Raw genomic sequence first — 25,626 nt, forward strand, 5'->3', positions numbered from 1 at the left:
ATTGTCGATGTGTCGCTCGATTCACTCACGCCAGCGTATCCGGTCACCTTTCGATCACCGTGGGCGCCTTCCCGTCGCCCCCGGTATGTTCGTGATCAGCTGATACGAGCAGGAGTGGGTGCTTTGTCCCGAACGACGATCGACACCGGTACGGAAGGCGAGCAGCCTCCTCCCGAGGACGACCACGCCTTCCTCGGGCACCCACGGGGCCTGCTGACCCTGTCCGGCCTGGAGGTCTGGGAACGCTTCTCGTTCCTCGGGATGCAGGCCATCCTCGTCCTCTACTTCGCCGCCTCGGTCTCCGACGGCGGACTCGGCATGGCGTCCGGCACCGCCGCCTCCGTCTCCGCCGCCTACGGCACCCTCGTCTACCTGGTGTCGGTGGCGGGCGGCTGGCTCGCCGACCGCGTCCTCGGCTCCTACCGGGCCGTCCTGTGGGGCGGTGTCCTGATCGCCTGCGGCCACTACGCGATGGCCGTGCCGACCGCCGCCATGACCTGGGTGGGCCTCGGCCTGATCAGCGCGGGCACCGGCCTGCTCAAGCCGAACGTGGCGACCATGGTCGGCAAGCTGTACCGCACGGACGACGAGCGCCGGGACGCCGGATTCGCCCTCTACTACATGGCGATCAACATCGGGGCGTTCGCCGGACCCCTGATCACCGGCTGGCTCGCCGACCACGAGGGCTACCACTGGGGCTTCTCCGCCGCCGCGCTCGGCATGACCCTCGGCCTGATCCAGTACGTCGCCGGACGCCGTCACCTGGCCGGGCGCAAGCACGGCGCCGAATTCGCGCTCGCCCCCGACGCCATGCGCCGGGCGGTCCGGCTGATGATCGCCGGAGCCCTCGTCACGGCCGTCCTCGCCACCGCCCTGGCGCTCGCCGGCTGGCTCACCATGGACCGCTTCGTCGACGTGCTGACCCTGGTCTCGGTGATCGCCCCGGTCGTCTACTTCTGGGTGATGTTCACCAGCCCCCGGGTCACCGCCGAGGAACGCGGCCGCCTCAGGCCGTACGTCGTGCTCTTCCTGGCCTCGGTGGCGTTCAACTTCATCCTCTTCCAGGCCTACTCCACGATGATCCTGCTGGCCTCCACCAACGCCCGCACGACCATCCTCGGCTTCGACTTCCCGGCGGGCTGGTACACCTCCGCGCTCGGCGCCTTCGAGGTGCTGCTGGCCCCCGTCGTCGCCGCCGTCTGGGCCCGGATGGGCCCCCGGCAGCCGCACGCCTCCAACAAGATCGCCCTCGGGGTGATCCTCGGCGGCCTGTCGTTCCTCCTCATGGTCCTGCCGACCTCCGGGCACGCCGACGACACCTACCACATGGCCGCCTGGTGGATCGTCGGCTCCTATCTGCTCCTCGGCCTCGGCGACGTCCTCCTGGAGACCTCCGGGATGTCCGCGACCAGCAAGCTCGCCCCCAAGGCCTTCGCCAGCCAGACCATGTCCCTCTGGTTCCTCTCCCTCGCGCTCGCCAACGGCATCCAGGCCCAGACCGTGAAGCTCTACGACGACATCTCCAAGCCCCTCTACTTCGGCGTCAACGGCGCCGTGGCCGTCGCCGTCGGCCTGGTCGTCGTCGCCCTGGCGCCCTGGCTGCGCCGCACCATGCACCCCGTCCACTAGGGGACGCCCCCCGCCCGTCCACCAGGGACACCCGCACCCCGTCCACGGGAAGCCGGAAGACCCCCAGGGAGCCGAGAGATGAAGATCCGTACCGACTTCCCGTACGAGACCCGGCGCGAGGACGTCCGCATCCCGCTGCCGGACGGCACCCGGCTCTACGCGCGCGTGTGGCGGCCGGTCACCGACGAACCCGTCCCCGCCCTCCTGGAGTACCTGCCCTACCGGCTCACCGACTGGACCGCGCCGCGCGACTGGCAGCGCCACCCCTGGTACGCGGGCCACGGCTACGCCTCCGTACGCGTCGACGTGCGCGGCCACGGCAACAGCGACGGCCTGCCGGGCGACGAGTACGACCCGGTCGAACTCGCCGACGGGGTCGCCGTCGTGCACTGGCTCGCCGAGCAGGAGTGGTGCACCGGCAAGGTCGGCATGTTCGGCATCTCCTGGGGCGGCTTCAACTCGCTCCAGATCGCCGCCCTCGCCCCCGAACCCCTCAAGGCGATCGTCACCGTCTGCTCCACCGACGACCGCTACGACAACGACGTGCACTACATGGGCGGCTCCGTCCTCGCCGTCGACATGCACGCCTGGGCCGCCACCATGCTCGCCTTCGTCTGCCGCCCGCCCGACCCCCTCCACGTGGGCGAGGACTGGCGCCCGATGTGGCGGGAACGGCTCGCCGCCGTCAAACCCTTCGTCCACACCTGGCTCGCCCACCAGACCCGCGACGCCTACTGGCGGCACGGCAGCGTCTGCGAGGACTACGGCGCGATCCGGGCCGCCGTCCTCGCCGTCGGCGGCTGGCACGACCCCTACCGGGACACCGTCCTGCGGCTCGTCCGGCACCTCCCCCAGGACCGGGTGCGGGGCATCATCGGCCCCTGGTCCCACCAGTACCCGGACCGGGGCCTGCCGCCGGGCCCCGCCATCGGCTTCCTCCAGGAGACCCTGCGCTGGTGGGACCACCACCTCAAGGACGCCGACAACGACGTCCCCGCGCAGCCGCTGCTCCGCTCCTGGATCAGCGACTCGCACCCCCCGGCCACCGTCTACCGCGAACTCCCCGGCCGCTGGGTCACCGACCCCGCCTGGCCCTCCCCGCACGTCACCCCCACCGTCTACGCCCTCCAGGGCGCGCCCGTCCTGGTCGACTCCCCTCAGCGGACCGGGCTCGACGCGGGCCGCTTCTTCCCCTTCGGCAACGACGCCGACCTGCCGCCGGACCAGCGCGACGAGGACGCCCGCTCGGCCTGCTTCGACTTCCCCGTGCCGGAGGACGGCGAACCCCTGGAGATCCTCGGCAGGCCCTCCGTGCGCCTCGCCCTGCGCGCCGCCGCCCCCACCGGACAGGTCGTCGCCCGGCTCTGCGACGTCGCCCCGGACGGCTCCTCCACGCTCGTCACCCGGGGCGCCCTGAACTTCTCCGCCCGCTACGGCCGCGACCGGGCCGTGGAGGCGCAGATCGGGGAGACGGAGGAGTACGTCTTCGAGCTGAACGGCATCGGGCACGCCTTCGCGCCCGGCCACCGGGTGCGGCTCGCGGTCTCCTCGGCGTACTGGCCGTGGATCTGGCCGCAGCCGGACGCGGCGGGCTTCACGCTCGACCCGGCGGGCTCCGCCCTCACCCTGCCGGTGCGCGCCCGCACCGAGGACGCCGTGCACTGGGAGGAGCCGGAGCAGTCCGCGCCGCTCGGCGTGGTCCTCCCGCGCACCCTGGAGGAGCCCCCGCCGGAGCGGCTCGTGGTGCGGGACGTGGCGAAGGACGAGTGGACCCTGGAGGTCGATCCCCGGTACGGCGGGACGCGGGTGTACCCGGACGGCCTGGAGTTCACGGAGGAGGCCCGGGAGACGTACACGATCGACGAGAGCGGCCCGCTGTCCGCGCGGACCCGCTCGGAGTGGTCGATCCGGCTGCACCGGCCCGATCTGGCCTGGGACGTGACGATCGACACCCGCTCGGAGATCACCTGCGACGCGGACTCCTTCCTCACCACCGACGAGGTGGTGTGCAAGGAGGGCGGCGAGGTCGTCTTCCACCGGACCTGGGAGGAGCGGATCCCGCGTACGGCGGGGTGAGTGCGGGGTGAGTTCCGGTCGTACGCGGACGGGCCCGCACCCCGGTCCTGCCGGAGTACGGGCCCGTGCGGGCGGGGCCGTTACGCGCCCGCGGCGGCCTTGCGGCGGCGGGTGAGGACCAGCGCGCCCGCGCCGAGGACGACGGCCCCGGCGGCGGCCAGGCCGAGCGGCAGGGTGTCGTTCGCGCCGGTGGCGGCGAGGGCGCCGTTCACCGGGGTGTCCGACGAACCGCCCTGCGCGGTGGTGCCGCCGTCGCCGCCGGTGGTGGGCGCCGGGGTGGGCGTGGCGGTCTCCGACGGGGTCGGCTCCGGCTCGGGCTTCGGCTTCGGCTTGTCGGTCTTGGCCGCGAGGATGTCGAAGTGCGCGTTCGCGTACTCCTCGCTCATGCCGCAGCTGCCGTCGTTGTTCTCGTACGCGCCGGCGGCGACGGCGACGCCCTCGCCCGCGGGGCTCTTCGCGTCGACGGTGATGCGCAGCTTCAGATCGGCCTTGCCGCCCTTGACCAGGTCACCGAGCTGGATGCCCTGCTCCTCGTCCGCGTCCTCCGGGGAGATCTTCTGCCAGCCGGGCTGGGCGGCGGAGGACCATTCGAGGCCGAGGAAGTCCTCCATGTACTCGTCCTCGTCGATCTCCCCTTCGATGACCGTGAGGTTCAGGGCGGCGGCGTAGGCCTCGACCGCCTCCAGGGTGCGCTCACCGGTGTTCGCGACGCGCATCGAGAAAACTGCGCTGGTACCGGCGGTGATCTTCTTCGGACCGCTCAGGGTGACCTTGAGGGAGGGGTCGTCGACGCACTCGGGGCCGGTCTCGTACTCCTCCAGGGCCAGCTCGGCGGCCTCCAGGTCGTCGCGGGCGGTCACCAGGTCCACATCGAGGAGGTGGATCTTGCGGGAGAGCGCGACACACGCGTCGTCGAAGGCGTCGGAGGGCACCTTCGCCTTGGCGTACCGGGCGTCGGCGGCGGTCTTGGCCGCGACGGCCTCCTCGACGGCCTTCTTCGCGTCGGCGACGGCCTTCTCGGCCGCTTCGAGCTGCTCCGGGGTGGCCGTCTTGACGGCCTCCTCGGCGGCGGCGAGCTGCGCGTCGGCTGCCTTCTTGGCGGCCTCGGCCGCCTTGACGGCCTTCTCGGCCTCGGTGAGCTCGGTCCGCAGGGCCTCGTCGAGCTTCATGCCCCGGAGCTCGGCGACGAGCGCCTTGCGCTGCTTCTGCAGTTCGTCGACCTTGGCCTCGGCCTTCTCGACGGCGGCCACCAGCTCGGCGTACTTGGAGTCGTCCTCGTCGGAGGTGGGCTTCTGCGTCGACGCGGGCGACGGCTTGGTGTCCGCGAACGCGGGCGCGGCGGAGAGGAACACGACCGGGGTGGTCACGGCGGCGGCCACGGCGGTCGCGAGAATGCGACGGATCTTCACAGTGTGGACCTTTTTCCTGGTCAGGGAAGGGTGAATGTGGGGCACCTGCCAGCGGCAACTTCACGCGGCGCGATGCCACCGTGATCGTATGGCCGGGAACGATCGCCCGGGAGTCCCGTTCTCGCAGTTCGGAGCGGGTACGACGAGCAAAGCTTCGGTAAACCGCAAGAATCCGGACAGTTGCCCACGGAGGCCGCACTTTCTGTGTGATCCATGTCATCCGCGCCCGGCGGGCCGCCCCGTAACGTGTCCCCCACACCCGTGGAAAGCGAGGCACGCACCGATGTCCGAGCACAGCCCGCTCGACCTGGCCGAGGGCGACCCCTTCGGCCCGCACAACCTCCCGTACGGCGTCTTCTCCACCGCCGACGAGCCCGGTCGGCGCCGCCTCGGCGTGCGGATCGGCGGGTACGTGCTCGACGCGGGCGCCGCCGCGCACGCGCTCGGTTCGCCGTACGCTGCCCTCCTCGACCGGCCGGACCTGAACCCGCTGCTCGCGGCCGGCCGGACCGCCTGGCACGACGTCCGCCGGGCCCTCACCGCCTGGGTGACCGTCCCCGCGCACCGCCCCGCGATCGAACCGCTGCTGCACCCGCTCGACAGCGTGACCCTGCACCTGCCGTACGAGGTCGCGGACTACGTCGACTTCTACGCGAGCGAGCACCACGCCACGAACGTGGGACGGATCTTCCGCCCCGACGGCGAGGCGCTCACCCCCAACTGGAAGCACCTGCCGATCGGTTACCACGGCCGGGCGGGCACGGTCGTGGTCTCCGGCACCGATGTCGTCCGCCCCTCCGGGCAGCGCAAGGCGCCCACGGACCCGGCCCCGGTCTTCGGGCCCTCCGTGAAGCTGGACATCGAGGCGGAGGTCGGCTTCCTCGTCGGCACCCCCTCGCAGCTGGGCACCCCGGTCGCGCTCGGGGACTTCCGGGAGCACGTGTTCGGACTGACGCTGCTCAACGACTGGTCGGCACGGGACGTACAGGCCTGGGAGTACGTGCCGCTCGGCCCGTTCCTCGGGAAGTCCTTCCAGACCTCGGTGTCGGCGTGGGTGACGCCCCTGGAGGCGCTGGACGCGGCCAGGACCGCCCCGCCCGCCCGGGACTTCCCGCTCCTGCCGTACCTGGACGACTCGGCCGAGGAGGAGGGGGGCGGCTTCGACCTGCGGATCACGGTGGAGATCAACGGCGAGGTGGTCGCGGAGCCGCCGTTCTCCACCATGTACTGGACGGCGGCGCAGCAGCTGGCGCACATGACGGTCAACGGCGCCTCGCTGCGCACGGGTGACCTCTACGGCTCCGGGACGGTCTCCGGTCCGGAGGTGGGCCAGCGCGGTTCGCTCCTGGAGCTGACCTGGAACGGCCGGGACGCGATCGAACTGGCCGGTGGGAAGCGGACGTTCCTGGAGGACGGTGACGAGGTCGTCCTGACGGCCTGGGCGCCGGGCCCGGACGGCACGCGGGTGGCCCTGGGCGAGGTCCGGGGGCGGGTCGCCCCTTCGGCCTGACGCCGGGAGGGGCTCGCCCCGACAGCGGAAGGGCCCGCCCCCGGGACGAGGGGCGGGCCCGGTCGTGAGGGCCCGGGGGCGGCACGGAGGGCCCCCGGGCCCGGCCTCAGCCGACCCGCCAGAGCGCGGGGACCTTCGGCGGCTCCCAGCCGACCTGACCGGTGTGGGCCTGGAGGCAGACGTAGGCCACCCCGCCGTAGGTGACCCTGTCCCCCGCCCGGTACGCGGTCCCGGCGGCCCAGGTGCCGCCGGGCGGCTGGGTGGTCGTGGTCGCCGTGGGCGTCGGCGAGGGGCTGGGGTTCTGCGGCACGTTGAGGACGAAGTCGAAGGCCGCCTCCTTGCCGCCGCCGCCGTCCCGCACGCTCATCAGGAGCCGGGCGTCGAAGATGCTGTCGGTGTTGTTGCGGGGCTCGCCCGGGAAGTACAGCTGGGTGGTGAGGATCGGGCGGCCGGGGGCCTGGACCTTGACGTGGATGTGCCGGGTGCGGCCCGGGTAGAGGCCGGGCACGATCGTGGTGAGCTTGAAGGCGCCCTGCGCGTCGGTGAACTGGTGGCCGCGGAACTTGAACCCGGTGTTGTCGTAGGCCCCGTTGGTGTCGGCCTGCCAGAAGTCGAGCAGTGCCCCGGATATCGGCCGGCAGGCGAGCCCGAAGACGTATCCGCTGAGCGTCAGCCGGACGCCGGGCGTGTTGGCTTCCAGCAGGCTGGTGCGCAGCGGCGAGTTGGGCTTGAAGTAGGGGCCCTCGATCTGCGGCACGGTGGGGTCGTCGCCGTCGTCGCACTCGGGGGTGAGCGCGGGTGCCGCCGTGCTGTCGGTGAGGGTGCGGGCGAGGGCCGGGACGCCCATGAGCACGGCGGGTGCCGCGATGCCCGCCGCGAGGGCGGCGCGCAGCACCGCCTTGCGGGAGACGTGTCCGGTGCTGGTCTCGTTGTCCATGCCTGCTCCTGGTGGGGGGGAGGGGATCGGCATCGAACCTAGGCGGGCGGGGGGCCTCCTTCGATGGACGGAGCACGGCGGTCGTGGTGTTTCCGGAAGTCCCCGGGGCTGGTGCCGGTCTCGCGCCGGAAGAAGCGGCAGAAGTAGGCGGGGTCGCTGAAGCCGGTCCTGGCCGCGATCTGACGTACCGACAGTTCAGTGCGGGCCAGGAGCCGTTGGGCCTCCCGGGTGCGGGCCTCCCGGAGCAGGGTGCCGGGGGTGCGGCCGGTGGCGGCGCGGACGGCCTCGGTGAGGTAGCCGGGGGTGACGCCGAGGAGTTCGGCGTACGCGCGGACGGGCCGGCCGTCGGTGCCGGTGCGGGCGAGGAGCCGGGCGAAGGACTCGGCGACGGCGGCGGGCCTGCCGGGCGGCGGGCCGCTCGCGCCGGGCCCGTCCGCGCCGGGGCCCCGGAGGCGGGCGGTGCGGACCAGGAGGACGTGCAGCAGGGAGCGCAGGACGGTGGCGAAGCCGTCGGCGCCGTGCCCGTACTCCTCGACGAGTTCGGCCATCAGGAGGCCGGTGCGGGCGTGGGTGGGCCCGTCGAGGGTGAGCCAGGGGTTCTCGCCGAGGCGGCGCAGGAGGTCGCGGTCGCCGGGGTGGTCGAGGAGGAAGTCCCCGGTGAACAGGACGACGTGTCCGTCGAGGCCCCGGGCGTCCTCCCAGTGGTGGAGCTGGCCCGGCAGGATCAGGCCGAGGTGGGGCGGGCGCAGATCCCAGCGGGCGAGGTCCACCACATGGGTGCCGGTGCCCCGGGTGACGTGGACGATCTCGTAGAAGGTGTGCCGGTGCGGGAATGCGGCCCGGGACATCGGGCCGATGCTGTCGAAGGTGCCCGCGGCGAACGGCAGTCCTTCGGGCATCCGCATCTCGAGGCGGTGCATGGGCGGGTCGCAGTCCCTCGGGGCGGCGGCCGGGGTCCTCGGTAAGGCGGTGCGCATCGCGCGGCTTCTCCCTCCTGGTGGTACAGACCATTGGGGCGTCACACGATGGCACGGACACCTCCAATGGGTCACCCCCGCGTGCGGTGCCCCGTCGCGCGGACCATGCTCCTCACGTGGGCGCGGGGGAGGAGCCGCCCGACACCGGCGCCCCCGCCCACGGGACGCCGCCCTCCCGAGGAGCACACCGTGTCCGCACTCCCCCACCCCGCAGACCCCGCAGACCCCGCCGCCGCGGCCCGCCCCGCCCGTCGCCCCCGGCGGGCCCGTCCGGCGACGGCGGTGCTCGGTCTCGCGGCCCTCGCCGCCACCGTCCTCGCGGCGGGCCCCGCACGGGCCGAGGGCACCGGCCCCGGCTCCGGTGGCTCCGTCACCCGCGAGCTGGCGGCGGCGTACGCGGCGACCGCCCGGTACGCGGACGAGCGGCAGGCGGTCGCCGCGGGGTACGTCCGTACCGACGACTGCGTCGCCATGCCCGGCACCGGCGGCATGGGTTACCACTACACGGACGCGGCCGACCTCGGCTCCACCGACCCGGCCCGGCCCACCAACGTCATCTACGCGACCGGGGCGGACGGGCGGCGCCGTCTGGTCGCCGTCGAGTGGATCGTCCGCAGCACCGGGCAGCCCGCCCCTGTGATGTTCGGGCGGCCCTTCGACGGCCCCTTCCCGCACGCCCGGTTCGGCCGGGTCTACGACCGGCACGTCTGGCTGTACGAGAAGAACCCGGCGGGTCTCTTCGCCCGCTACAACCCCCGGGTGACCTGTCCCTGACCCCGGGACCCCCGGAAGCGCCCCGGGGGCACCCGGAGGGCCCCGGGGACTCCCGGCGGGGGCCTGCGGACTCCCGGCGGGGGCCGGGGACTCCGGGCGAGGGTCCGGGGACTCCCGTCGAGGGTCCGGGGACTCCGGGCGAGATCCGGGGACTCCCGGCGAGGGCCCGGGGCTTTCCGGCGAGGGCCCGGACGCGCCGAGGGGCCCGGCTCGCCCCCGAGCCGGGCCCCTCGCACGCGGTGCGTCCTACCGGACGAACACGCTCGCCTGGTTCGCCAGGTCCAGGAAGTACTGCGGGGCGACGCCCAGCACCAGCGTGACCGTCACGCCCGCCGCGATGGCGACGCCCGTCAGCGCCGACGGCACGGCGACCGTGGGGCCGTCCGCCTTCGGCTCGCTGAAGAACATCAGCACGATCACCCGGATGTAGAAGAACGCGGCGATGGCCGAGGAGAGCACACCGACCACGACCAGCACGCCCGCGCCGCCCTCCGCCGCCGCCTTGAAGACGGCGAACTTGCCGGAGAAGCCGGAGGTCAGCGGGATGCCCGCGAAGGCGAGCAGGAAGACCGCGAAGACCGCCGCGACGAGCGGCGAACGCCGTCCGAGCCCGGCCCACTTGGACAGGTGGGTGGCCTCGCCGCCCGCGTCCCTGACCAGCGTGACGACGGCGAAGGCACCGATCGTCACGAAGGAGTAGGCGCCCAGGTAGAACAGGACGGACGAGATGCCGCTGGGGGTGGCGGCGATGACACCCGCGAGCAGGAAGCCCGCGTGCGCGATCGACGAGTACGCGAGGAGGCGCTTGATGTCGGTCTGGGTGATGGCGACGATCGCACCGCCCAGCATGGTGACGGCGGCGACGCCCCACATGACGGGCCGCCAGTCCCAGGTGAGGCCCGGCAGCACCACGTAGAGCAGGCGGAGCAGCGCGCCGAAGGCGGCGACCTTGGTCGCGGCGGCCATGAAGCCGGTGACCGGGGTAGGGGCGCCCTGGTAGACGTCCGGGGTCCACATGTGGAACGGGACGGCGCCGACCTTGAAGAGCAGCCCCGTGAGGACCAGGGCGAAACCGATGAGCAGCAGCGCGTCGTTGCCCATGGTGTCGGCGAGCGCCGGGTTCACCGAGGTGACCGTGCCGTCGACGACCTGGGCGATGGTGGCGTACGAGACGGAGCCCGCGTAGCCGTAGAGCAGGGCGATCCCGAAGAGCAGGAAGGCCGAGGAGAACGCGCCGAGCAGGAAGTACTTGACGGCCGCCTCCTGCGACATCAGCCGCTTGCGGCGGGCGACGGCGCAGAGCAGGTACAGCGGGAGGGAGAAGACCTCCAGGGCGATGAAGAGCGTCAGGAGGTCGTTGGCCGCCGGGAAGACCAGCATGCCCGCGACGGCGAAGAGCGCCAGCGGGAACACCTCGGTGGTGGTGAACCCGGCCTTGACGGCGGCCCGTTCGTGGTCGCTGCCGGGGACGGCCGCCGCCTCGGCGGCGAAGGAGTCGACCTTGTGGCCGTGGTCGGCCGGGTCGAGCCTGCGCTCGGCGAAGGTGAAGACCGCCACGACGGAGGCGAGGAGGATGACACCCTGGAGGAACAGGGCGGGTCCGTCGACGGCGATGGCTCCCATGGCCGCGATGTGGGCCTTGGTGGTGCCGTAGCCGCCGGCGGCGAGGCCGACGATCGCGGCGAACGAGGCGACGAGCGCCACGACGCTGAGGAAGAGCTGGGTGTGGTACCGGGCCCTGCGCGGCACGAAGGCCTCGACGAGGATGCCGAGGATCGCCGCGCCGACCACGATGAGCACCGGCGCGAGCTGGGTGTACTCGATGTGGGGTGTCGGGATCTTCGGCAGCGGCTCGGCGGCGGTCGTCCACAGGCTGTGGACGGAGGACGTCACGGCGGATGCGCTCACTTGGCCGCCTCCACTTCTGGCTGGGGGTCCTTCTGCTGGACGTCGGACATGGTGTGCCGGACCGCCGGGTTGACGACGTCCGTCAGCGGCTTCGGGAAGACCCCGAGGAAGATCAGGACGGCGATCAGCGGGACGACCACCGCGAGTTCACGCGGGCGCAGGTCGGGCAGCGAGCGCACCTCCTCCTTGACCGGCCCGGTCATCGTCCGCTGGTACAGGACGAGGACGTAGAGCGCGGCGAGGACGATGCCGGTGGTGGCGATGATCCCGGCCACCGGGTATCGGGCGAACGTGCCGACCAGGACCAGGAACTCACTGACGAACGGGGCGAGTCCAGGCAGTGACAGGGTCGCCAGGCCGCCGATCAGGAAGGTGCCCGCGAGCACCGGGGCGACCTTCTGCACCCCGCCGTAGTCGGCGATGAGCCGCGAGCCGCGCCGGGAGATCAGGAATCCGGCGACGAGCATCAGGGCGGCCGTGGAGATGCCGTGGTTGACCATGTAGAGCGTGGCGCCCGACTGGCCCTGGCTGGTCATCGCGAAGATGCCCAGGACGATGAAGCCGAAGTGGGAGATCGACGCGTAGGCGACCAGCCGCTTGATGTCCCGCTGGCCGACGGCGACGAGCGCCCCGTAGACGATGCTGATCAGCGCGAGGACGATGATCACGGGTGTCGCCCACTTCGACGCCTCGGGGAAGAGTCCGAGGCAGAAGCGGAGCATCGCGAAGGTGCCGACCTTGTCGACGACGGCGGTGATGAGCACGGCGACCGGGGCGGTCGCCTCCCCCATCGCGTTCGGCAGCCAGGTGTGCAGCGGCCACAGCGGTGCCTTCACCGCGAAGGCGAAGAAGAAGCCGAGGAACAGCCACCGCTCGGTGCTGGTCGCCATGTCGAGCGAGCCGTTGGCCCGCGCCTCGGCGATCTCGGTGAGCGAGAAGTTCCCCGCGACCACGTAGAGCCCGATGACGGCGGCCAGCATGATCAGGCCGCCGACCAGGTTGTAGAGGAGGAACTTGACGGCCGCGTAGGAGCGCTGGGCCGCCGCGTTCTCGTCGGTGCCCGCGTGGGCGCGGTCGCCGAAGCCGCCGATGAGGAAGTACATCGGGATGAGCATGGCTTCGAACAGGATGTAGAAGAGGAAGACGTCGGTGGCCTCGAAGGAGAGGATCACCATCGCCTCGACCATCAGGATCAGGGCGAAGAAGCCCTGGGTGGGACGCCACCGGGAGTCGACGCGGTCCTTGGGGTCTCCCCCGCTCGAAGAGCTCGGGGAAGGGTCGGCGTCGTTCCAGCCGGCCAGGATGACGAAGGGGATCAGCAGCGCGGTGAGCGCGATGAGCGCCACCCCGATGCCGTCGACGCCCAGTTCGTAGCGGACGCCGAAGTCCTTGATCCAGGCGTGCGACTCGGTCAGCTGGTACCGCTCGCCGCCGGGTTCGAACCGGGCGAAGACGAGGGCGGCGAGCACCAGGGTGGCGAGCGAGAACAGCAGCGCCAGCCACTTGGCGGCGGTGCGGCGGGCGGCGGGGACGGCGGCGGTGAGGATCGCACCGACCGCCGGAACCGCCGCCGTCAGGGTGAGGAGCGGAAATGACATGAGCGTTACACCGCCCTCATCAGCAGGGTCGCGGCGATCAGCACCGCCGTACCTCCGAACATGGAGACCGCGTACGTGCGGACGTAGCCGTTCTGGAGCTTGCGCAGACGGCCGGAGAGCCCGCCGACGCCCGCCGCGGTGCCGTTGACCACGCCGTCGACGAGGGAGTGGTCGACGTAGACCAGCGAGCGGGTCAGATGGGTGCCGCCGCGGACGAAGACGGCGTGGTTGAAGTCGTCCTGGAGGAGATCGCGGCGGGCGGCCCGGGTGAGCAGCGAGCCGCGCGGGGCGACGACGGGGACGGGCCTGCGGCCGTACTGGAGGTAGGCGAGGCCGACGCCGATCACCATGACGGCGACGGTGGCGGCGGTGACCGTCCCGGCGCTGATCGGCGGGTGGCCGTGCTCGAACGCGGTGACGGGCTCCAGCCACTTCACGAACCGGTCGCCGACGCCGAAGATGCCGCCCGCGAAGACCGATCCGAAGGCCAGCAGCACCATCGGGATCGTCATGGACTTCGGCGACTCGTGCGGGTGCGGCTCGTGGCCGTGCTCGTCGGGCTGCCAGCGCTTCTCGCCGAAGAAGGTCATCAGCATCACGCGGGTCATGTAGTACGCGGTGATGGCAGCGCCCAGCAGGGTGACCGCGCCGAGGATCCAGCCCTCGGTGCCGCCCTTGGCGAAGGCCGCCTCGATGATCTTGTCCTTGGAGAAGAAGCCGGACAGGCCGGGGAAGCCGATGATGGCGAGGTAGCCCAGGCCGAAGGTGACGAAGGTGACCGGCATGTACTTCCGCAGGCCGCCGTACTTCCGCATGTCCACCTCGTCGTTCATGCCGTGCATGACCGAACCGGCGCCGAGGAAGAGCCCGGCCTTGAAGAAGCCGTGGGTCACCAGGTGCATGATCGCGAAGACGTAGCCGATCGGGCCGAGCCCGGCCGCCAGGATCATGTAGCCGATCTGCGACATGGTCGAGCCGGCCAGTGCCTTCTTGATGTCGTCCTTGGCGCAACCGACGATCGCACCGAACAGGAGCGTGACCGCGCCGACCACGGTGACGACGAGCTGCGCGTCCGGCGCCGCGTTGAAGATGTCGGCGGAGCGGACGATCAGATAGACACCGGCGGTCACCATCGTGGCCGCGTGGATGAGGGCCGAGACCGGGGTCGGGCCCTCCATCGCGTCCCCGAGCCAGGACTGCAGCGGCACCTGGGCCGACTTGCCGCAGGCCGCGAGGAGCAGCATCAGGCCGATCGCGGTCAGCTTGCCCTCGCCGGTCTCCCCGGCCGCGTCCAGGACCGGCCCGAAGGCGAAGGTCCCGAAGGTGGTGAACATCAGCATGATGGCGATCGAGAGGCCGATGTCACCGACCCGGTTGACCAGGAAGGCCTTCTTCGCGGCGGTGGCCGCGCTGGGCTTGTGCTGCCAGAAGCCGATCAGGAGGTACGAGGCGAGGCCGACGCCCTCCCAGCCGAAGTACAGGAGCAGGTAGTTGTCGGCGAGGACCAGCAGCAGCATCGCCGCGACGAACAGGTTGAGGTAGCCGAAGAAGCGGCGGCGGCGCTCGTCGTGCTCCATGTAGCCGATGGAGTAGACGTGGATGAGCGTGCCGACCCCGCTGATCAGCAGGACGAAGGTCATCGAGAGCTGGTCGAGCTGGAAGGCGATGTCCGCCTGGAAGCCCTCGACGGGGATCCAGGAGAAGAGCCGCTGGTGCAGGGCCCGGTCCTCGGCGCCCTTGCCGAGCATGTCGACGAAGAGGACCAGCCCGATGCCGAAGGAGACGGCCGCGAGCAGCGTGCCGATCCAGTGCCCGGTCCGGTCGAGCCGTCGTCCGCCGCAGAGCAGGACGGCCGCGCCGAGCAGGGGCGCGCCGACGAGCAGCGCGATGAGATTTTCCACGGTCAGCCCCTCACAGCTTCATCAGGCTGGCGTCGTCGACCGAGGCCGAGTGGCGGGCACGGAAGACGGACACGATGATCGCGAGCCCGACGACGACCTCCGCGGCGGCGACGACCATCGTGAAGAAGGCGACGACCTGGCCGTCCAGGTTTCCGTGCATACGGGAGAAGGTGACGAACGCGAGGTTGCAGGCGTTGAGCATCAGCTCGACGCACATGAAGACCACGATCGCGTTGCGCCGGATCAGGACCCCGGCCGCACCGATGGTGAACAGCAGGGCGGCGAGGTACAGGTAGTTGACGGGATTCACCGGCTGGCCTCCTCTTCGTCCCGGCCGAGCCGCTCCTCGGAGCGCTGTTCCAGGGCCTTGAGGTCGGCCAGTGCCTCGGCGGAGACGTCCCTGACCTGGCCCCGCTTGCGCAGGGTCTGCATGACGGTGAGCTCCGCCGGGGTGCCGTCGGGCAGCAGACCGGCGATGTCCACGGCGTTGTGCCGGGCGTAGACGCCGGGGGCGGGCAGCGGCGGCAGCTGCGTGCCTTCGCGGACGCGCTGCTCGGACAGCTCGCGCTGGGTGCGGGCCCGCTCGATGCGCTCGCGGTGGGTCAGCACCATCGCGCCGACGGAGGCGGTGATGAGGAGCGCGCCGGTGATCTCGAAGGCGAAGACGTACTTGGTGAAGATGAGGGCGGCGAGGCCCTCCACGTTCCCCCCGCGGGCGCTGTTGGCGGCGCCGAGGCCGGTGAACTCGGTCAGTGACGCGTTCCCGATGCCCGCGATCAGCAGGACGCCGAAGCCGAGGCCGCACAGGACGGCCAGCCAGCGCTGGCCCTTGAGGGTCTCCGTCAGCGAGTCCGCCGCGGTGACGCCGACCAGCATGACGACGAAGAGGAAGAGCATCATGATCGCGCCGGTGTAGACGACGATCTGGACGACACCGAGGAAGTACGCCCCGTTGGCCAGGTAGAAGACCGCCAGGACGATCATGGTCCCGGCGAGGCAGAGCGCCGAGTGGACGGCCCGCCGCATCAGGATCGTGCAGAGCGCGCCGACGACGGCCACGGTGCCGAGCACCCAGAACTGGACGGCCTCACCGGTCGACGTCGCGTACGCCGCGAGCTGGGCGCTCATGCGTCCACCTCTTCCTGGTCGCCCTGCTCCCCCTGGGACACGGCGGCCTGGCGGACGGTGCCGGGAGCGGCCTCCTCGACCAGACCTCGGTAGTAGTCCTGCTCGGTCATCCCGGGGAAGATCGCGTGCGGGGTGTCGACCATGGTGTCCTCGAGTCCCGCGAGGAGCTGCTCCTTGGTGTAGATCAGGTTCTCGCGGGAGGAGTCGGCCAGCTCGAACTCGTTGGTCATCGTGAGCGCCCGGGTGGGGCACGCCTCGATGCACAGCCCGCAGAGGATGCAGCGGGCGTAGTTGATCTGGTAGACCCGGCCGTACCGCTCGCCGGGCGAGTAGCGCTCCTCCTCCGTGTTGTCCGCGCCCTCCACGTAGATGGCGTCGGCGGGACAGGCCCAGGCGCACAGCTCGCAGCCGACGCACTTCTCCAGGCCGTCGGGGTGACGGTTGAGCTGGTGCCGGCCGTGGAAGCGGGGCGCCGTGGTCTTCTGCTGCTCCGGGTACTGCTCGGTCAGCCGCTTCTTGAACATGGCCTTGAAGGTCACGCCGAACCCGGCCACCGGATTCTGGAAGTCAGACACCGTCCGTCTCCTTTCCATCACTCGCAGTAGCAGTATCGGGTGCGCCACTGACAACGAGGTCCCGGTCGTGCCGGGGCCTGCGCCGAGGGACGGCCGGCAGGGACTGTCCGGGCTTGGGCGGTACGGGGAAGCCGCCGGCCATCGGGTCGAAGGCGGGCTCGTCGGCGGGTCCCGCGTCCGCCTTGGCTCTGCGGTCGCGGAACGCGTCGACGACGAAGGAGATCAGCAGCAGTCCGAGGACGGCTCCGGCGACGTACAGGACGATGTTGCCGAAGGCGATGTTCTCGTTGCGCAGCGCCCGGACGGTGGCGACCAGCATCAGCCAGACCACGGAGACCGGGATGAGGACCTTCCAGCCGAGCTTCATCAGCTGGTCGTAGCGGACCCGGGGCAGGGTGCCGCGCAGCCAGATGAAGAAGAAGAGGAGCAGCTGCACCTTGAGGACGAACCAGAGCATCGGCCACCAGCCGTGGTTCGCGCCCTCCCAGAAGGTGGAGATCGGGTACGGGGCCCGCCAGCCGCCCAGGAAGAGGGTCACCGACACGGCCGAGACCGTCACCATGTTCACGTACTCGGCGAGCATGAACATCGCGAACTTGATGGAGGAGTACTCGGTGTTGAAGCCGCCGACGAGGTCGCCCTCGGACTCCGGCATGTCGAAGGGGGCGCGGTTGGTCTCGCCCACCATGGTGACGATGTAGATGATGAAGGAGACCGGCAGCAGGATCACGAACCAGCGGTCCGCCTGCGCCTCGACGATCGCCGAGGTCGACATCGACCCGGAGTAGAGGAAGACGGAGGCGAAGGCGGCGCCCATGGCGATCTCGTAGGAGATCATCTGCGCGCACGAGCGGAGACCGCCGAGCAGCGGGTACGTGGAGCCGGAGGACCAGCCCGCGAGGACGATGCCGTAGATGCCGACGGAGGCGACCGCGAGGACGTACAGCATCGCGATCGGCAGGTCCGTGAGCTGCATCGCGGTGCGGTGGCCGAAGATCGAGACCTCGTTGCCCGCCGGTCCGAAGGGGATCACGGCGATGGCCATGAACGCGGGGATCGCGGCGATGACCGGGGCGAGGACGTAGACGACCTTGTCGGCGTTCTTGACGATCACGTCCTCCTTGAGCATCAGCTTGATGCCGTCCGCGAGGGACTGGAGGAGGCCCCAGGGGCCGTGCCGGTTGGGGCCGACGCGCAACTGCATCCAGGCGACGACCTTGCGCTCCCACACGATGGAGAAGAGCACGGTCACCATCAGGAAGGCGAAGCAGAAGACGGCCTTGATCAGGACGAGCCACCAGGGGTCCGTGCCGAACATGGACAGGTCCTCGGCGGCGAGGACGCCGAGCGGGGCGTCCGCGAGTGGAGCGAGGGCGGTCATGCGCGCGCCTCCGGAGCAACTGCGGTCCGGGCTGCGCCCGGCCGGACGAGGGGGATGCGGGGGCCCGGCCCGGCGGGGCCGCGGCCTGCGGCGGCGGGGGCCCGGCCCGGCCGGACGGGGGTCGTGGTCATGAGCCCGCCTCCGTGTCCTGGCCGGTCGCGGGACCGGCCGGGCCGATGCGGACCAGCTCGCCGGGGCGGGCGCCGGTGTCGGAGAGGACTCCCCGGCCGGCCGAGTTCAGCGGCAGCCAGACGACCCGGTCGGGCATCTCGGTGACCTGGAGCGGGAAGGCGACGGAGCCGGCGGGGCCGGTCACTTCGAGGGTGTCGCCGTCCTTGACGCCGGTGTCGGCGGCGGTGGCGGCGGAGAGCCGGGCGACGGCCGCGTGCCGGGTTCCGGCGAGGGCGGTGTCGCCCTCCTGGAGGCGTCCGAGGTCGAGCAGCAGACGGTGTCCGGCGAGGACGGCCTCGCCGTCCCCCGCCCGGGGCGCGGACCGGCCGGGCTCGGTGGGCTCGGTGGCCCGCTCCCCGGTCCAGCGGCCGAGCCGGTCGAGCTCCCGGCGCACCGACTTGAGGTCGGGCAGGCCCAGGTGGGCGTCGAGGGCGTCGGCGAGCATGTGGAGCACGCGGGCGTCGGTGGGCGCCAGCGGGCGGGTCATCTGCTCGGGCTTGAGCGCGGCCTCGAACATCCGGGCCCTGCCCTCCCAGTTGAGGAAGGTGCCGGACTTCTCGGCGACGGCGGCGACCGGGAGGACGACGTCGGCCCGCCGGGTGACCTCGCTGGGCCGCAGCTCCAGGGAGACCACGAAGGCCGCGTCGAGGGCGGTCCGCGCGCGGGCCGGGTCCGGCAGGTCGGCGACCTCGACGGCGCCGACGAGCAGGGCGGTGAGCGCGCCGCCCGCGGCGGCCTCGACGATCTGTCCGGTGTCGCGGCCGTAGCCGTGCGGGAGTTCGCGGACGCCCCAGACGGCGGCGACCTCCTCGCGCGCGCGGGGGTCGGTCGCGGGGCGTCCGCCGGGCAGCAGCGCGGGGAGCGCCCCGGTCTCGACGGCGCCGCGTTCGCCGGAGCGGCGCGGGATCCACACGAGCCGGGCGCCGGTGGCGGCGGCGGTGCGCAGGGCCGCGGTCAGCGCGCCGGGGACTCCGGCGAGCCGTTCGCCGACGGCGATGACGGCGCCTTCCCGCCGGAGGGCCTCGGCGGCGGCGGGTCCTTCGCCTTCGAGGCCGACCCGGGAGGTGAGGGCGTCGAGCCATTCGGTCTCGGTGCCGGGGGCGGCGGGCAGCAGGGTGCCGCCCGCCTTCTCCAGGCCCCGGGTGGCGAAGGCGGCGACCGCGTAGGTCTTCTGGCCGTGCTTGCGCCAGGCCTTGCGGAGCCGGAGGAAGACGCCGGGGGCCTCCTCCTCGGACTCCAGGCCGACGAGGAGGACGGCCGGGGCGGCTTCGAGGGAGGTGTAGGTGACGCCGTCCCCGCTGAGGTCGCGGCCCTGTCCGGCGACGGCGGAGGCCAGGAAGTCGGCCTCCTCGCCGGAGTGGACGCGGGCCCGGAAGTCGATGTCGTGGGTGCCGAGGGCGACCCGGGCGAACTTGGCGTACGCGTAGGAGTCCTCGACGGTCAGCCTGCCGCCGGTGAGGACGCCGGTGCGGCCCCGGGCGAGGCCGCGGGCGGCGGCTTCCAGGGCCTCGGGCCAGGAGGCGGGCTCCAGTTCACCGGTCTCGGCGCTGCGGACGAGCGGGGTGGTGAGCCGGTCGCGCTGCTGTGCGTAGCGGAAGCCGAAGCGGCCCTTGTCGCAGATCCACTCCTCGTTGACCTCGGGGTCCTCGGCGGCGAGCCGTCGCATGACCTTGCCGCGCCGGTGGTCGGTGCGGGTGGCGCAGCCGCCCGCGCACTGTTCGCACACGGAGGGCGTGGAGACCAGGTCGAAGGGGCGGGAGCGGAAGCGGTAGGCGGCGGAGGTGAGGGCGCCGACCGGGCAGATCTGGATGGTGTTGCCGGAGAAGTACGACTCGAAGGGGTCGCCCTCGCCGGTGCCGACCTGCTGGAGCGCGCCGCGCTCGATCAGTTCGATCATGGGGTCGCCCGCGACCTGGTGGGAGAAGCGGGTGCAGCGGGCGCAGAGCACGCAGCGCTCGCGGTCGAGGAGGACCTGGGTGGAGATGGCGACGGGCTTCTCGTAGGTCCGCTTGACGCCGTCGAAGCGGGACTCGGACTGTCCGTGGGACATCGCCTGGTTCTGCAGGGGGCATTCGCCGCCCTTGTCGCAGACGGGGCAGTCCAGCGGGTGGTTGACGAGCAGCAGCTCCATCACACCGTGCTGGGCCTTCTCGGCGACGGGGCTGGTGAGCTGTGACTTCACCACCATGCCGTCGGTGCAGGTGATGGTGCAGGAGGCCATGGGCTTGCGCTGGCCCTCGACCTCGACGATGCACTGGCGGCAGGCGCCCGCGGGGTCGAGGAGGGGGTGGTCGCAGAAGCGCGGGATCTCGATGCCGAGCTGTTCGGCGGCGCGGATGACCAGGGTCCCCTTGGGGACGGAGGTCTCGATGCCGTCGATGGTCAGCGTGACCAGGTCTTCCGGCGGTACGGCCGGGGAGCCGCCTCCCGCCGGGGAGGACGCGGTGACGGTCATGCGGTCACCTCCTTGTGGTTGTCCGCCCAGGCGGTCGACTTGGCCGGGTCGAAGGGGCAGCCCTTGCCCGTGATGTGCTGCTCGTACTCCTCGCGGAAGTACTTCAGGGAGGAGAAGATCGGTGAGGCGGCGCCGTCGCCGAGGGCGCAGAACGACTTGCCGTTGATGTTGTCGGCGATGTCGTTGAGCTTGTCGAGGTCGGACAGTTCGCCCTTGCCCGCCTCGATGTCGCGGAGCAGCTGGACGAGCCAGTAGGTGCCTTCGCGGCAGGGGGTGCACTTGCCGCAGGACTCGTGGGCGTAGAACTCGGTCCAGCGGGTGACGGCGCGGACGACGCAGGTGGTCTCGTCGAAGCACTGGAGCGCCTTGGTGCCGAGCATCGATCCGGCGGCGCCGACGCCCTCGTAGTCGAGGGGCACGTCGAGGTGTTCGTCGGTGAACATGGGAGTGGAGGAGCCGCCGGGGGTCCAGAACTTGAGCCGGTGGCCGGGGCGCATCCCGCCGCTCATGTCGAGGAGCTGGCGCAGGGTGATGCCGAGGGGGGCCTCGTACTGGCCGGGCGAGGTGACGTGCCCGGAGAGCGAGTACAGCGTGAAGCCGGGGGACTTCTCGGTGCCCATCGACGTGAACCATTCCTTGCCCCGGTGGAGGATCGCGGGAACGGACGCGATGGACTCGACGTTGTTCACCACGGTGGGGCAGGCGTACAGACCGGCGACGGCCGGGAAGGGGGGCCGCAGCCGGGGCTGGCCCCGGCGTCCTTCGAGGGAGTCGAGGAGGGCGGTCTCCTCGCCGCAGATGTAGGCGCCCGCGCCGGCGTGCACGGTGAGTTCGAGGTCGAGGCCGCTGCCGAGGATGTTCCGGCCGAGGTATCCGGCGGCGTAGGCCTCGCGGACGGCTTCGTGGAGGCGGCGCAGGACGGGGACGACCTCGCCGCGCAGGTAGATGAACGCGTGCTGGGAGCGGATCGCGTAGCAGGCGATGATCATTCCCTCGATGAGGGAGTGCGGGTTGGCGAAGAGGAGGGGGATGTCCTTGCAGGTGCCGGGCTCGGACTCGTCGGCGTTGACGACGAGGTAGTGCGGCTTGCCGTCGCCCTGCGGGATGAACTGCCACTTCATGCCGGTGGGGAAGCCCGCGCCGCCCCGGCCGCGGAGGCCGGACGCCTTGACGTACGCGATGAGGTCGTCGGGGCTCATCGCGAGGGCGCGCTTGAGTCCCTGGTAGCCCTCGTGCCGTTCGTAGGTGTCCAGGGTCCAGGAGTTGGGCTGGTCCCAGAAGGCCGAGAGGACCGGGGAGAGGAGCTTCTCGGGGCTGCTGTTGTTGATCTCGGCGGCCAAGGTCATCACTCCCCCTCCTGTCCGGAGGTCTCCGCTCGCGGGTGGACGATTCGGTGGGCCGTCCGGTCGCCCTTGGCGAGCCGGAGGCCGACGAGCGAGGCGGCGCCCGCGCCGCCGGTGGCCTCGACGGCGCCGGGGCGCTCGTCGGGGAAGCCCGCGAGGATGCGGGCGGTCTCCTTGAAGGTGCAGAGCGGGGCGCCCCGGGTGGGTTCGACGGTGCGGCCGGCCCGCAGGTCGTCGACCATCTGCTTGGCGGACTCGGGGGTCTGGTTGTCGAAGAACTCCCAGTTGACCATCACCACGGGGGCGAAGTCGCAGGCCGCGTTGCACTCGATGTGTTCGAGGGTGACCTTGCCGTCGTCGGTGGTGCCCTCGTTGCCGACGCCGAGGTGTTCCTTGAGTTCCTCGAAGATGGCGTCGCCGCCCATGACGGCGCAGAGGGTGTTGGTGCAGACGCCGACCTGGTAGTCGCCGGAGGGGCGGCGGCGGTACATCGTGTAGAAGGTGGCGACGGCGGTGACCTCGGCGGTGGTGAGGCCGAGGGTCTCGGCGCAGAACGCCATGCCGGTACGGGTGACGTGGCCCTCCTCGGACTGCACCAGGTGCAGCATCGGCAGGAGCGCCGAGCGGGAGTCCGGGTAGCGGTCGACGATCGCCCGCGCGTCCTCCGTCAGGCGGGCGCGCACGTCCGCCGGGTAGGCGGGTGCGGGGAGCTGGGGCATTCCCAGGCTGATCTGGTCGGTCATCGGTCGACGCCTCCCATCACGGGGTCGATGGAGGCGACGGCGACGATGACGTCGGCGATCTGGCCGCCCTCACACATCGCGGCCATGGCCTGGAGGTTGGTGAACGAGGGGTCGCGGAAGTGGACCCGGAAGGGGCGGGTGCCGCCGTCGGAGACGACGTGCACGCCGAGTTCGCCCTTGGGGGACTCGACGGCCGCGTAGGTCTGGCCGGGGGGGACCCGGAAGCCCTCGGTGACCAGCTTGAAGTGGTGGATCAGGGCTTCCATGGAGGTGCCCATGATCTTCTTGATGTGGTCGAGGGAGTTGCCGAGGCCGTCGGGGCCGAGGGCGAGCTGCGCGGGCCAGGCGATCTTCTTGTCGCCGACCATGACCGGGCCGGGCTCCAGGCGGTCGAGGCACTGCTCGACGATCCGGAGGGACTGGCGCATCTCGTCCAGGCGGACGAGGAAGCGTCCGTAGGAGTCGCAGGTGTCGGCGGTCGGGATCTCGAAGTCGTAGTCCTCGTAGCCGCAGTACGGGTCGGTCTTGCGCAGGTCGTGCGGGAGGCCCGCGGAGCGCAGGATCGGTCCGGTGGCGCCGAGGGCCATGCAGCCGGTGAGGTCGAGGTAGCCGACGTCCTGCATGCGGGCCTTGAAGATGGGGTTGCCGGTGGCGAGCTTGTCGTACTCTGGCAGGTTCTTCTTCATGGTCTTCACGAACTCGCGGACGGCGTCGACGGCGCCGGGCGGGAGGTCCTGGGCGAGTCCGCCGGGGCGGATGAACGCGTGGTTCATGCGCAGGCCGGTGATCAGCTCGTAGAGGTCCAGGATCATCTCGCGGTCCCGGAAGCCGTAGATCATGATCGTGGTGGCGCCCAGTTCCATGCCGCCGGTGGCGATGCACACCAGGTGGGAGGAGAGCCGGTTGAGCTCCATGAGGAGGACGCGGATGACGCTGGCGCGGTCCGGGATCTGGTCGGTGATGCCGAGCAGCTTCTCCACGCCGAGGCAGTACGCCGTCTCGTTGTAGAACGAGGTGAGGTAGTCCATGCGCGTGACGAAGGTGGTGCCCTGCGTCCAGGTCCGGTATTCGAGGTTCTTCTCGATGCCGGTGTGGAGGTAGCCGATGCCGCAGCGGGCCTCGGTGACGGTCTCGCCGTCGATCTCCAGGATGAGCCGGAGCACGCCGTGGGTGGACGGGTGCTGGGGGCCCATGTTGACGATGATGCGTTCGTCGTCGGCCTTGGCCGCGGACTGGACGACCTCTTCCCAGTCGCCGCCGGTCACCGTGTAGACGGTGCCTTCTGTCGTCTCTCGGGGAGACGCGTGGGACGTGGACATCAGCTGTACGACCTCCGCTGGTCCGGAGCCGGGATCTGGGCGCCCTTGTACTCGACGGCGATGCCGCCGAGGGGGTAGTCCTTGCGCTGCGGGTGGCCCTGCCAGTCGTCCGGCATCATGATCCGGGTGAGGGCGGGGTGGCCGTCGAAGACGATGCCGAAGAAGTCGTACGCCTCGCGCTCGTGCCAGTCGTTCGTCGGGTAGACGGCGACCAGGGACGGGATGTGCGGGTCGGAGTCGGGGGCCGAGACCTCCAGGCGGAGCAGCCGTCCGTGGGTGAGCGAGCGCAGGTGGTAGACGGCGTGCAGCTCGCGGCCCTTGTCGTCCGGGTAGTGGACGCCGGAGACGCCGGTGCACAGTTCGAAGCGGAGCGCCGGGTCGTCGCGGAGGGTGCGGGCGACGCGGACGAGGTGCTCGCGCTCGATGTGGAAGGTCAGTTCGCCCCGGTCGACGACGGTCTTCCCGATGGCGTTGCCGGAGAGGAGTCCCTGTTCCTCCAGGGCGCCCTCCAGTTCGTCGGCGACCTCGTCGAACCAGCCGCCGTAGGGGCGGGCGGCGGGGCCGGGGAGCCGTACGGAGCGGACGAGACCGCTGTAGCCGCTGGTGTCGCCGCCGTTGTTCGCGCCGAACATGCCACGCTGTACGCGGACCTCTTCGCCGTGGTCGCCGCGCTGGCCTGGCAGGTTCCCCGTGTTGAGGTCCCTGTCGGGGTTCGGTGTCTCGTCGCTCACCGCAGCAGGCCCTTCAGCTCGATGGTGGGCAGCGCCTTGAGCGCCGCTTCCTCCGCCTCGCGGGCCGCTTCTTCGGCGTTGACGCCGAGCTTGGAGGTCTGGATCTTCTGGTGGAGCTTGAGGATCGCGTCGAGGAGCATCTCCGGGCGCGGCGGACAGCCGGGCAGGTAGATGTCGACGGGCACGATGTGGTCGACGCCCTGGACGATCGCGTAGTTGTTGAACATGCCGCCCGAGGAGGCGCAGACGCCCATGGAGATGACCCACTTGGGGTTGGGCATCTGGTCGTAGACCTGTCGCAGGACGGGCGCCATCTTCTGGCTGACCCGGCCCGCCACGATCATCAGGTCGGCCTGGCGCGGCGAGCCGCGGAAGACCTCCATGCCGAAGCGGGCCAGGTCGTACCGGCCCGCTCCGGTGGTCATCATCTCGATGGCGCAGCAGGCGAGGCCGAAGGTCGCGGGGAACACGGACGCCTTGCGCACCCAGCCCGCGGCCTGTTCGACCGTCGTCAGCAGAAAGCCACTCGGAAGTTTCTCTTCGAGTCCCATAGGTGCCCCTCAGCCCCTCAGTCCCATTCCAGGCCGCCGCGACGCCAGACGTAGGCGTAGGCGACGAAGACGGTGAGCACGAAGAGCAGCATCTCCACGAGCCCGAACAGCCCCAGGGCGTCGAAGGTGACGGCCCAGGGGTAGAGGAAGACGATCTCGATGTCGAAGACGATGAAGAGCATCGCCGTCAGGTAGTACTTGATCGGGAAGCGGCCGCCTCCGGCGGGAGTGGGCGTCGGCTCGATGCCGCACTCGTACGCTTCAAGTTTTGCCCTGTTGTACCGCTTTGGCCCGATAAGCGTGGCCATGACCACGGAGAAGATCGCAAACCCCGCACCCAGGGCACCGAGCACGAGGACGGGCGCGTACGCATTCACGCTCCTCGCTCCTTCCAGTCGTCCTTGACCGTTGGACCGCACGGCCGGACCGTGAAAGATCGCCCCCATGTGAGGCAGTTCACAAGCCCGGCTGCCCCGCATCCTATGCCCGCCCCTCTGTGATCTGCGACAC

General features: G+C 71.2%; 21 protein-coding genes. 4 read left to right on the forward strand and 17 right to left on the reverse strand.

The window, feature by feature from the left end:
• Nucleotides 1–123 precede the first annotated feature (123 nt).
• The gene (locus tag ACIRQY_RS06300) at nucleotides 124–1,629 is read left to right on the forward strand and encodes a peptide MFS transporter (RefSeq protein ID WP_403922643.1); all 1,506 of its coding nucleotides are present in this window, start codon (nucleotides 124–126) and stop codon (nucleotides 1,627–1,629) included.
• Nucleotides 1,630–1,707: 78 nt separating this feature from the next.
• Entirely contained in the window at nucleotides 1,708–3,705 is a 1,998-nt protein-coding gene (locus tag ACIRQY_RS06305) for a CocE/NonD family hydrolase (protein ID WP_403922644.1), read from the forward strand.
• A gap of 80 nt (nucleotides 3,706–3,785) precedes the next feature.
• Here the strand turns inward: ACIRQY_RS06305 and ACIRQY_RS06310 are convergent, their stop codons facing one another.
• A complete protein-coding gene (locus ACIRQY_RS06310) occupies nucleotides 3,786–5,114 on the reverse strand; it encodes an LPXTG cell wall anchor domain-containing protein (protein ID WP_403922645.1) in 1,329 nt (442 codons plus the stop codon).
• A 283-nt stretch (nucleotides 5,115–5,397) separates the two neighbouring features.
• On the opposite strand from ACIRQY_RS06310, the gene fahA reads away from it, so the two are divergent.
• Entirely contained in the window at nucleotides 5,398–6,624 is a 1,227-nt protein-coding gene (gene fahA / locus ACIRQY_RS06315; RefSeq protein WP_403922646.1) for a fumarylacetoacetase, read from the forward strand.
• Between the two features lie 106 nt (nucleotides 6,625–6,730).
• On the opposite strand, the gene ACIRQY_RS06320 is transcribed toward fahA, so the two are convergent.
• Complete coding sequence (locus tag ACIRQY_RS06320; RefSeq protein WP_351781092.1) at nucleotides 6,731–7,561, reverse strand: carbohydrate-binding protein; 831 nt, start codon at nucleotides 7,559–7,561, stop codon at nucleotides 6,731–6,733.
• A 38-nt stretch (nucleotides 7,562–7,599) separates the two neighbouring features.
• Entirely contained in the window at nucleotides 7,600–8,538 is a 939-nt protein-coding gene (locus ACIRQY_RS06325; RefSeq protein ID WP_403922647.1) for an AraC family transcriptional regulator, read from the reverse strand.
• 189 nt (nucleotides 8,539–8,727) lie between these two features.
• Between ACIRQY_RS06325 and ACIRQY_RS06330 the strand changes: the two genes are divergently transcribed.
• The gene (locus ACIRQY_RS06330) at nucleotides 8,728–9,312 is read left to right on the forward strand and encodes a hypothetical protein (protein ID WP_403922648.1); all 585 of its coding nucleotides are present in this window, start codon (nucleotides 8,728–8,730) and stop codon (nucleotides 9,310–9,312) included.
• 246 nt (nucleotides 9,313–9,558) lie between these two features.
• On the opposite strand, the gene nuoN is transcribed toward ACIRQY_RS06330, so the two are convergent.
• The 14 genes from nuoN to ACIRQY_RS06400 all read right to left on the reverse strand — a co-directional run bounded on the left by nuoN (nucleotide 9,559) and on the right by ACIRQY_RS06400 (nucleotide 25,493).
• On the reverse strand, nucleotides 9,559–11,220 hold the full coding sequence (gene nuoN / locus ACIRQY_RS06335; protein ID WP_403922649.1) for an NADH-quinone oxidoreductase subunit NuoN: 1,662 nt from the start codon (nucleotides 11,218–11,220) through the stop codon (nucleotides 9,559–9,561).
• Nucleotides 11,217–12,818, reverse strand: coding sequence for an NADH-quinone oxidoreductase subunit M (locus ACIRQY_RS06340; protein WP_403922650.1), 1,602 nt, complete (start codon nucleotides 12,816–12,818; stop codon nucleotides 11,217–11,219). The genes nuoN and ACIRQY_RS06340 overlap by 4 nt, the downstream gene beginning before the upstream one ends.
• 5 nt (nucleotides 12,819–12,823) lie before the next feature.
• Complete coding sequence (gene nuoL, locus ACIRQY_RS06345) at nucleotides 12,824–14,719, reverse strand: NADH-quinone oxidoreductase subunit L (protein WP_351781082.1); 1,896 nt, start codon at nucleotides 14,717–14,719, stop codon at nucleotides 12,824–12,826.
• Nucleotides 14,720–14,729: 10 nt separating this feature from the next.
• The gene (nuoK, locus tag ACIRQY_RS06350) at nucleotides 14,730–15,029 is read right to left on the reverse strand and encodes an NADH-quinone oxidoreductase subunit NuoK (protein ID WP_351781080.1); all 300 of its coding nucleotides are present in this window, start codon (nucleotides 15,027–15,029) and stop codon (nucleotides 14,730–14,732) included.
• Nucleotides 15,026–15,847 (reverse strand): NADH-quinone oxidoreductase subunit J, encoded by an 822-nt coding sequence (locus ACIRQY_RS06355; RefSeq protein ID WP_403922651.1) that lies wholly within the window; start codon nucleotides 15,845–15,847, stop codon nucleotides 15,026–15,028. Before ACIRQY_RS06355 ends, nuoK begins: the two co-directional genes overlap by 4 nt.
• On the reverse strand, nucleotides 15,844–16,440 hold the full coding sequence (gene nuoI / locus ACIRQY_RS06360; protein ID WP_351781077.1) for an NADH-quinone oxidoreductase subunit NuoI: 597 nt from the start codon (nucleotides 16,438–16,440) through the stop codon (nucleotides 15,844–15,846). Before nuoI ends, ACIRQY_RS06355 begins: the two co-directional genes overlap by 4 nt.
• Nucleotides 16,415–17,803 (reverse strand): NADH-quinone oxidoreductase subunit NuoH, encoded by a 1,389-nt coding sequence (gene nuoH, locus ACIRQY_RS06365; RefSeq protein WP_351781075.1) that lies wholly within the window; start codon nucleotides 17,801–17,803, stop codon nucleotides 16,415–16,417. Before nuoH ends, nuoI begins: the two co-directional genes overlap by 26 nt.
• 127 nt (nucleotides 17,804–17,930) lie before the next feature.
• Entirely contained in the window at nucleotides 17,931–20,429 is a 2,499-nt protein-coding gene (locus ACIRQY_RS06370) for an NADH-quinone oxidoreductase subunit G (RefSeq protein ID WP_403922652.1), read from the reverse strand.
• Nucleotides 20,426–21,775, reverse strand: a complete 1,350-nt coding sequence (gene nuoF / locus ACIRQY_RS06375) for an NADH-quinone oxidoreductase subunit NuoF (protein ID WP_351781071.1) — start codon at nucleotides 21,773–21,775, stop codon at nucleotides 20,426–20,428. The genes ACIRQY_RS06370 and nuoF overlap by 4 nt, the downstream gene beginning before the upstream one ends.
• On the reverse strand, nucleotides 21,775–22,515 hold the full coding sequence (gene nuoE, locus ACIRQY_RS06380; RefSeq protein ID WP_351781069.1) for an NADH-quinone oxidoreductase subunit NuoE: 741 nt from the start codon (nucleotides 22,513–22,515) through the stop codon (nucleotides 21,775–21,777). The genes nuoF and nuoE overlap by 1 nt, the downstream gene beginning before the upstream one ends.
• On the reverse strand, nucleotides 22,512–23,834 hold the full coding sequence (locus tag ACIRQY_RS06385) for an NADH-quinone oxidoreductase subunit D (protein ID WP_403922653.1): 1,323 nt from the start codon (nucleotides 23,832–23,834) through the stop codon (nucleotides 22,512–22,514). The genes nuoE and ACIRQY_RS06385 overlap by 4 nt, the downstream gene beginning before the upstream one ends.
• The gene (locus tag ACIRQY_RS06390) at nucleotides 23,834–24,565 is read right to left on the reverse strand and encodes an NADH-quinone oxidoreductase subunit C (protein WP_403922654.1); all 732 of its coding nucleotides are present in this window, start codon (nucleotides 24,563–24,565) and stop codon (nucleotides 23,834–23,836) included. Before ACIRQY_RS06390 ends, ACIRQY_RS06385 begins: the two co-directional genes overlap by 1 nt.
• Nucleotides 24,562–25,116 carry an NADH-quinone oxidoreductase subunit B family protein gene (locus ACIRQY_RS06395; protein ID WP_024756031.1) on the reverse strand — a complete coding sequence of 185 codons (555 nt, stop codon included), beginning with the start codon at nucleotides 25,114–25,116 and terminating at the stop codon, nucleotides 24,562–24,564. The genes ACIRQY_RS06390 and ACIRQY_RS06395 overlap by 4 nt, the downstream gene beginning before the upstream one ends.
• Nucleotides 25,117–25,133: 17 nt before the next feature.
• Complete coding sequence (locus ACIRQY_RS06400) at nucleotides 25,134–25,493, reverse strand: NADH-quinone oxidoreductase subunit A (protein WP_019888619.1); 360 nt, start codon at nucleotides 25,491–25,493, stop codon at nucleotides 25,134–25,136.
• Between the last annotated feature and the right edge of the window lie 133 nt (nucleotides 25,494–25,626).

It is taken from the genome of Streptomyces sp. NPDC101490, assembly GCF_044767145.1.
GTDB lineage: Bacteria > Actinomycetota > Actinomycetes > Streptomycetales > Streptomycetaceae > Streptomyces.

What these genes read in the sequence shown, in the direction of transcription:
- nuoF (WP_351781071.1), bottom strand. Translation starts at nt 21,775, where the DNA reads ATGACCTTGGCCGCCGAGATCAACAACAGCAGCCCCGAGAAGCTCCTC.
- fahA (WP_403922646.1), top strand. Translation starts at nt 5,398, where the DNA reads ATGTCCGAGCACAGCCCGCTCGACCTGGCCGAGGGCGACCCCTTCGGC.
- nuoI (WP_351781077.1), bottom strand. Translation starts at nt 16,440, where the DNA reads ATGGAAAGGAGACGGACGGTGTCTGACTTCCAGAATCCGGTGGCCGGG.
- nuoH (WP_351781075.1), bottom strand. Translation starts at nt 17,803, where the DNA reads ATGACCGCCCTCGCTCCACTCGCGGACGCCCCGCTCGGCGTCCTCGCC.
- ACIRQY_RS06305 (WP_403922644.1), top strand. Translation starts at nt 1,708, where the DNA reads ATGAAGATCCGTACCGACTTCCCGTACGAGACCCGGCGCGAGGACGTC.
- ACIRQY_RS06385 (WP_403922653.1), bottom strand. Translation starts at nt 23,834, where the DNA reads ATGTCCACGTCCCACGCGTCTCCCCGAGAGACGACAGAAGGCACCGTC.
- ACIRQY_RS06340 (WP_403922650.1), bottom strand. Translation starts at nt 12,818, where the DNA reads ATGTCATTTCCGCTCCTCACCCTGACGGCGGCGGTTCCGGCGGTCGGT.
- nuoE (WP_351781069.1), bottom strand. Translation starts at nt 22,515, where the DNA reads ATGACCGACCAGATCAGCCTGGGAATGCCCCAGCTCCCCGCACCCGCC.
- ACIRQY_RS06355 (WP_403922651.1), bottom strand. Translation starts at nt 15,847, where the DNA reads ATGAGCGCCCAGCTCGCGGCGTACGCGACGTCGACCGGTGAGGCCGTC.
- ACIRQY_RS06320 (WP_351781092.1), bottom strand. Translation starts at nt 7,561, where the DNA reads ATGGACAACGAGACCAGCACCGGACACGTCTCCCGCAAGGCGGTGCTG.
- ACIRQY_RS06325 (WP_403922647.1), bottom strand. Translation starts at nt 8,538, where the DNA reads ATGCGCACCGCCTTACCGAGGACCCCGGCCGCCGCCCCGAGGGACTGC.
- ACIRQY_RS06370 (WP_403922652.1), bottom strand. Translation starts at nt 20,429, where the DNA reads ATGACCGTCACCGCGTCCTCCCCGGCGGGAGGCGGCTCCCCGGCCGTA.
- ACIRQY_RS06395 (WP_024756031.1), bottom strand. Translation starts at nt 25,116, where the DNA reads ATGGGACTCGAAGAGAAACTTCCGAGTGGCTTTCTGCTGACGACGGTC.